This is a genomic window from uncultured Legionella sp. (assembly GCF_937871865.1).
GTDB lineage: Bacteria > Pseudomonadota > Gammaproteobacteria > Legionellales > Legionellaceae > Legionella.
Genome location: NZ_CALMPD010000056.1, coordinates 1 through 6,737 on the forward strand (window position 1 = coordinate 1; position 6,737 = coordinate 6,737).

The window sequence follows — 6,737 nt, forward strand, 5'->3', positions numbered from 1 at the left end:
ATTTTTTCCGGATGTATAATAAGTTATCCGGAATGACGGGTACAGCAGATACCGAAGCTTATGAATTCCAGCAAATATATAATCTTGAAGTAGTTGTGATTCCAACGAATAAGCCGATGCAGCGAAAAGATGAAGCTGATTTGGTGTACTTAAATCAAATCGACAAATATCAGGCTATTATCGAAGACATTCGAGAGTGTGGTACACGTATGCAACCTGTTCTGGTTGGTACTGCATCTATTGAAGCTTCTGAATATTTAAGCCAGCTTTTGAAAAAAGCAAATATCAAGCATCAGGTTTTAAATGCTAAATTCCATGAAAAAGAAGCTCAGATTATTGCTGAAGCAGGTCGTCCTGGTGCTGTAACGATTGCCACTAATATGGCTGGTCGGGGAACTGACATTGTTTTAGGCGGTAGTTTGTCTGCAGATATGGCTTTATTGCCTGATTCGGCAACTGAAGAAGAAAAAAATGAACTAAAGACTGAATGGAAAAAACGTCATGATGATGTTCTTTCTTTCGGTGGTTTGAGAATTATTGGTTCTGAACGTCATGAATCCCGGCGTATCGATAATCAATTGCGAGGTCGTGCAGGTCGTCAAGGAGATGCGGGTAGCAGCCGTTTTTATCTCTCTCTTGAAGACAACCTGATGCGTATTTTTGCTTCTGAACGGGTTGCATCCATGATGCGTCGCTTAGGAATGAAGCCAGGTGAGCCTATTGAACATAGTTTAGTGACCAAAGCCATTGAAAATGCGCAGCGGAAACTTGAAGGACATCATTTCGATGTAAGAAAGCAATTGCTGGATTACGATAATGTGGCGAATGATCAACGCCAGGTTATTTATACTCAGCGTGCTTCAATCATGGAAATGGCGGATACCGAAGAAGTGGTCGATATGATGAGAGAAGAAGTGATCAACAGTCTGGTTGACACTTATATTCCGCCTCAGAGTCTGGAAGATCAATGGGAAACTAAAGCATTAAGCGATGTCTTAATTGATGAGTTTAAAATTAAAGCGCCTGTCTCTCAGTGGGTTGAAGACGATCACAGTATTCAGGCTGAAGAAATTAAGGACAAAATCATGGCTCTTACGATAGAGCATTATGATGAAAAAGTACGGAAAACTGGTAGACCGGTTATATCTCAGTTTGAAAAATCAGTTATTTTACAAACCCTGGATAATCAGTGGAGAGAACACTTAGCTTCAATGGATCAATTGCGTCAGGGTATACACTTGCGCGGATACGCACAAAAAGATCCCAAGCAAGAATATAAAAAGGAAGCGTTCTCTTTATTTACCATGATGCTTGATAATCTGAAATATGATGTGATCAAGTTGCTTTCGTCAGTTGAGATTCAGACAGAAGAAGATGCCAATGCGGTTGAAGAGTTACGACGTTCCGAGCAGATTCAAAAAATGAGTTTGACTCATGAAAGCCTTAATGGTGATGAAAGCGAACATGCCGATCAGACATTTCGCCGACATGAAAAGAAAATAGGGCGTAATGATCCTTGTCCTTGTGGTTCAGGAAAAAAATATAAGTCCTGTCATGGAAGTTTAGTGTGAAAGTTGCCGTAGCAATTATAACTGATGACAAGCAACATGTATTAGTTACTCAGCGTCCGCTTCATGTACCACATGGCGGATGTTGGGAGTTTCCGGGCGGGAAAGTCGAAAGCAATGAATCCCCTGAAATGGCTTTAATCAGAGAAATTAAAGAAGAAGTAAACCTTGATGTACAACAATTCCAATATTTGGGGGATGTGGTACATCAATATAAAGATAAAAAAGTAGAGCTGATAGTTTTTCACGTGAGTCAATTTGCTGGTGTACCTTCTTGTAAGGAGGAGCAACTAAGTATGAAATGGATTAAATTAGATGATTTAAATCCAGATGACTTTCCTGAAGCCAATAAAGCTATTATCAGTTTAATTCAAGCACCTGAATTTATATCTTAAGTACTAATAGATTCTATTCTTCAATATTCCTTAATGAAATATTATACCGGGTATAATATTTTTCTTGCATATCGTGTATTTTCTGCGCCTCCCAACTCAATGGCATAGTTTATCTGACCTGACTTTTGATGCTGTATATCATATATCTTTAGGTTTAGGTTTAGGTTTGGCCGCTAATCGAACAATTGAGGGACATTCTGTTCGTGTTAAAATACAGAAAACCCTGGCAGATGAAGAAATTAAAGCTGTTTTTGAAGTACTGCAATGTAATAATGAGCAGGAATTTAACTCAGCACTCAAAAATGTAGAACATTTAATAGAAACGCATACTCCTTTTATGAGCAACTCTCAATTGGAATATTGCTTGAATAAAGTATGGCCTTTACTTGAACATACGAAGAATAATCATTCTGTTCGTTATCATGTACTTTCTATATTTGACAAATTAGCAAAACATATCGCTCCTAATCATCTGAATTTTATTTTAAATCAATTTAAGGAAAACGATTCAATCAATATTCCTGTTTTCTTAAAAATAGCTAAACGATTTAATTCAGAACAATGGTCACTTGCATTGGAATTAATACTGCATGAGTTAGAGAAAAAGAAACATCCTGCCTCGTATATATTACCCGAATTAATTAGTAGTCTATCTACACAACGAAAGATTACATCAGTACAATTGAAACCGCTGAATAATTGGATTATGCATCATATTGATGATAAAGATATTTCTATTAGAAGCAACGCATTAAGCGTTCTTAAGCTGTTGGCAAATCGAAGGGAGACTGAGCCATATGATATGTTGTTTGACCGCGTTTTAGAGAAGCTAAATGGACCTCACCAAGCTATTAATGAGCATACAATAGAGCTACTGAAAATTGTAATTTTCCTCTTCGAAGCGAAACAACAAATTCTGGTGCAACCATTATTAAACTATCTTGAGTATTTGTCCCCAAAGATAAAAGCGAAACCATTCGTTACCCATTATGAACTTACTCATGTGTACAGAAAAACTCTGGAACTCTTCTCTAGTATTTCTTCTGTTTTGTCTAATGATGCAGTAGATCGTCTTCTAATATTATTAACACCACGAGAGACGCGATTATCTGATATAGAGCTCAAATTAATCCAGTCACTTTCTGCAATTATGACCACAGAACAACGACTTTATGCTTTAAATCCTTTGTTGGATGATCCTGCAAATCAAAACTACCAAGCCCGTGCACAGGCAGTGATATGGAGTTCGAACCTGTTATTGAATGGGTTTTGGATAACCTGGGAACGGTTAATTATCAAATAAAATATCAGCTTCCTTTAATAATTCATGCACTTGCAAGTCGAATTTCAGCTGAGAAACTGGCCCCAAGGTTAGATAAATTATTGACACGTACGCAGGCATCGGAGCCTTGGATTGTAAGTGGTGTGTATGAGACACTTGAAATGCTGGGGCGTAGTTTTGATTTAAAACAATTATTACCATTGTTCAACTGGACTATTGATGCAATTCAATATCAACAGAGTCCAGAATGTAATAAAGCAGTATTATCTCTTCTACAGATTTTTTCTGGTCAGATGACTTCTTTACAGTTAGTTCCCGCATGTAATTTATTTGTTGATAATTTACAAAATCAACAAAACTATTTAAGCACCAATCAAAACATCTCATTGATTCCTGTCTTTATAAACCTAATGAGTTCCGATCAATTGGTACTTACTTTTTACTCGTTTTTTTCTGGGCTCAATGATACTTCCGATAATAACGCACAAATTATCAAGGAAGCACGGATGCAGCTACGTACATGTATTCGCGCAATGGATGAGAAACAATTATTAGTTACTCTTGAACTATTTAGGAATAATATCGAATGGATTGGGGAAGACAAGGCTTATACACGACTTCAACAAAATTGGTTCTGTGTGTTTGATGAATTGACGAAACTCCTCGACCATTCTTTACTTGTTCCGCTCTATCACTGGTCAGTTGGCAACTTGAATAATGAAAACAAGCAAGTGTGAAGTGCAGCAACAATGGTACTTGTTAGACTTGGTGAGCTGATTGATACGGAAAATACGGGCGCTCTAGTACTTAGCAATCTGCTTTCGGAGTCATTCTTTGTACAAGAGCATCTTTTGTTTTTCATTAACTTTCTGTTCCATTCTGACTCCAATGAGTGGCGCACTGCCTGTGATCTGCTTTTAAAGGTGATTGCTCACCCAGACACAAGCGATCATCAATATTATGTTATTTCAGGAACATTGCGTGTCTGGTTGCTACACAATGTACATGCAAATTTAGATAGTCAGGGTAGTTGCATTGAATCTGAACAGCTTGATAAGGTGCTGTCATATTTGTATCAAGAATGTATTGTATTGAAAAATAAAGGAGTAGATAACAAAGACTTTCTTTTCCTGATTCATGTCATTGAGTTATGCGTCAAGATCAACCCTGGAATCGAATATGATAATACAAACTGCTCTGAGCCGAAGGCTAGCTCTTCTGGCGCTTAGCCTGTTATTTTATGAAGCATTTCTATTGCAGAATCCCGTAGTTTTTACTGCGGGATTAGTTCTTCTCATCTTCTCTAGCTATAAGCCGACGTGCTTGAAATTAACTGGCGAACACGGTTTAGCATTAAATGCGGTATATTTGCTTTATCTCACATAGTCAATTTTTATGAAGCCTTCCTTAAACACCATATCTGCCTAATCATTTCTTAATAATTTGGATGATAATCTGGTGAATATATTAAAAGTGGAGGCAACCATGAAAGAACGAAAAGAAATCAATACGTCTAGACTGTCTACGTCTTTTGAACATTTTTTTACAGGCAATAAAATAGATCGAAAAATATTGGTCGAGGCTTTTAATAGTGCACAAAGTCTTGGCGGTATAAATGGTGAGCGAACGAAATTTAAATCAATCTATGAGTTAAACAACGTATTAACTGAAATAGATGCCGGCAATAAAGAGAACTATAGAATAGCTGCCCACGATCGTCTGGGAAATATGTTAGATAAATATAAAATCCCAAAAATCGATGAAAATGGACTTCCCCTACCTTATTCTAAACAACTAATTTATGAAGCATTACTCTGGCATTATGAAACCGAGTTAACTATATCTATGGAACATTTAAACAATCGTCTAGTCGATCTTAGTAGACTGCCAGGCGATCATAGTGATGAAATTATTAAACTAAAAAATGAAATTGGAGCGATATCAACTCAAGAAACTCAACGATTTGCGGCTAGATTACAAAAAACAGGCGGTACAATTGACGATACGGTTTTTACCACGCTTTATGATTTTTTTACAACTCCCTCATTGGCAAGTGATATAGCCGCCGGTATTGGGGTGGGGCTATTAACTGTCGGTGCTATTGCTGCAGCACTAGTATTAAGTATAGGTACTGCGGGTGTTGCTCCTGCTGTATTTGGTGTTGCAGCAGCTGCTACTCTGGGGGCTGCTGCAACGGGCCTTAGTCTTAGTGCTGTGGGTATTGGTATTGTTGGATTGATTACTGCTGTTTCTGTGGGTATAGGAGAATATGTTCGATCTAAATCAACTGAGAGCCTGGAGAACCAATCAGTTATTCAAAATCCTCAATCAAAGAATGATATACCTCAATCGTCAACGGGGCTTATGAATCAATTGGGATTAAGCCTAAGAGATAAACCGGCAGTGGAAAATACTGCTGAGCCTGAAATAATAAGAGTAAAAACGAGCAATATAGAACAAAAGGATTCGGAAATTGTGCAATTATCGCAAAAACTGATATTAGAGTTAGAGCAGTATAAAATATTTGATGTTCCAGTTGCTTGTGACTATGTTAAGGACGTTATCAATATTGAAAAATCAAATTTTGTAGATAAAGATGAACAGATTGAGCGTAAAATCGATAAATTAAAACAAATTACAAGTCATATAAAAGATACATATCCAGCAAAAGACTTACTTAATAAATATATTGAAGAAATAAGACCGACTCCTGTTTGTATGAGTTTCCAATGTTAAATTTGTTTTCTGGTACCGCTATCCAGTTAACTCAGTATATCAAACCACATTTTAATGTGGCACCAGGCCGTTTATACGACCTGGAAATTGATTAATTGGTAACAGCTCGAACACAACGAAATTGAGTGTTTGTTGAGGAGTCCTTAGGGTAGGCCGCCAGGTTGTTGTTGTCGAAGTTCCGAGTCCATGCGGTGTTCGCGTCGTACTCAGTAGAGCTCCAATAGTAGTTAGCGTGGAACCCACCGATAGCGTCTTTATTGTTATACATGCAACTCAATTCGTATCTTGCGGGTAAATACCAGTCTTCGTAACACACACCACCAACATAGCATGGTGTAATGCCGTTGCTTTGAAGTTGCAATAAAGAGCAAGTATTCGCAGCATAATTCGTGCTAGTTCCTAAGGTGTTCACAATAGTTTGTGTGTTGCTATAACCATCAGTGTCGTCCCTTGCACCTGTTGCTACGCCGCTACCCCCCCATTCTCCTCCTCCCTGAACCATTGATGCCACCAAATAAAGCGTTGTTGGTGTCATCAGACTAGGTGTAGTACACGCTACTATACCTGCTTGTACGGCATCACCCACAGAAGGTGTCGTCGTAGCTGTGTCAAGTGCTAAAGTGCCCGTTTCCTGCGTTGTATTGCTTCCCGAAATCACAAAACTGGTTGCAGGGATATCTGTAGCTCCTGCAACAGTAGCCGTCGCTGCGAGCCATGGATAGCCGAAGGCTAGGGCGAGTAGTCCCTGGTAGCCTT

6 protein-coding genes and 1 pseudogene are annotated in these 6,737 nt (G+C 38.3%); 6 read left to right on the plus strand and 1 reads right to left on the minus strand.

Annotation, left to right across the window (positions count from 1 at the left end):
• The 6 genes from Q0495_RS03355 to Q0495_RS03380 all read left to right on the plus strand — a co-directional run.
• Positions 1–1,571, plus strand: a 1,571-nt coding sequence (locus tag Q0495_RS03355; RefSeq protein ID WP_298623100.1) for an SEC-C metal-binding domain-containing protein, incomplete at its 5' end; no start/stop codon positions are given.
• The gene (locus tag Q0495_RS03360; RefSeq protein WP_298623102.1) at positions 1,568–1,963 is read left to right on the plus strand and encodes a (deoxy)nucleoside triphosphate pyrophosphohydrolase; all 396 of its coding nucleotides are present in this window, start codon (positions 1,568–1,570) and stop codon (positions 1,961–1,963) included. The genes Q0495_RS03355 and Q0495_RS03360, both read left to right, overlap by 4 nt.
• Before the next feature lie 64 nt (positions 1,964–2,027).
• The gene (locus tag Q0495_RS03365; protein ID WP_298623104.1) at positions 2,028–3,266 is read left to right on the plus strand and encodes a hypothetical protein; all 1,239 of its coding nucleotides are present in this window, start codon (positions 2,028–2,030) and stop codon (positions 3,264–3,266) included.
• Positions 3,203–3,982: a hypothetical protein gene (locus tag Q0495_RS03370; RefSeq protein ID WP_298623106.1), complete on the plus strand. Its 780-nt coding sequence runs from the start codon at positions 3,203–3,205 to the stop codon at positions 3,980–3,982. Before Q0495_RS03365 ends, Q0495_RS03370 begins: the two co-directional genes overlap by 64 nt.
• Before the next feature lie 12 nt (positions 3,983–3,994).
• Positions 3,995–4,474, plus strand: coding sequence for a hypothetical protein (locus tag Q0495_RS03375; RefSeq protein ID WP_298623108.1), 480 nt, complete (start codon positions 3,995–3,997; stop codon positions 4,472–4,474).
• Between the two features lie 256 nt (positions 4,475–4,730).
• Positions 4,731–5,981 carry a hypothetical protein gene (locus tag Q0495_RS03380; RefSeq protein WP_298623110.1) on the plus strand — a complete coding sequence of 417 codons (1,251 nt, stop codon included), beginning with the start codon at positions 4,731–4,733 and terminating at the stop codon, positions 5,979–5,981.
• A 91-nt stretch (positions 5,982–6,072) separates the two neighbouring features.
• Here the strand turns inward: Q0495_RS03380 and Q0495_RS03385 are convergent.
• A pseudogene (locus Q0495_RS03385) lies at positions 6,073–6,737 on the minus strand (DUF1566 domain-containing protein); the annotation flags it as partial.

Bases quoted from the DNA above. Each gene is read 5' to 3' on its own strand.
- Q0495_RS03370 (WP_298623106.1), top strand. From the start codon at position 3,203: ATGGAGTTCGAACCTGTTATTGAATGGGTTTTGGATAACCTGGGAACG.
- Q0495_RS03375 (WP_298623108.1), top strand. From the start codon at position 3,995: ATGGTACTTGTTAGACTTGGTGAGCTGATTGATACGGAAAATACGGGC.
- Q0495_RS03380 (WP_298623110.1), top strand. From the start codon at position 4,731: ATGAAAGAACGAAAAGAAATCAATACGTCTAGACTGTCTACGTCTTTT.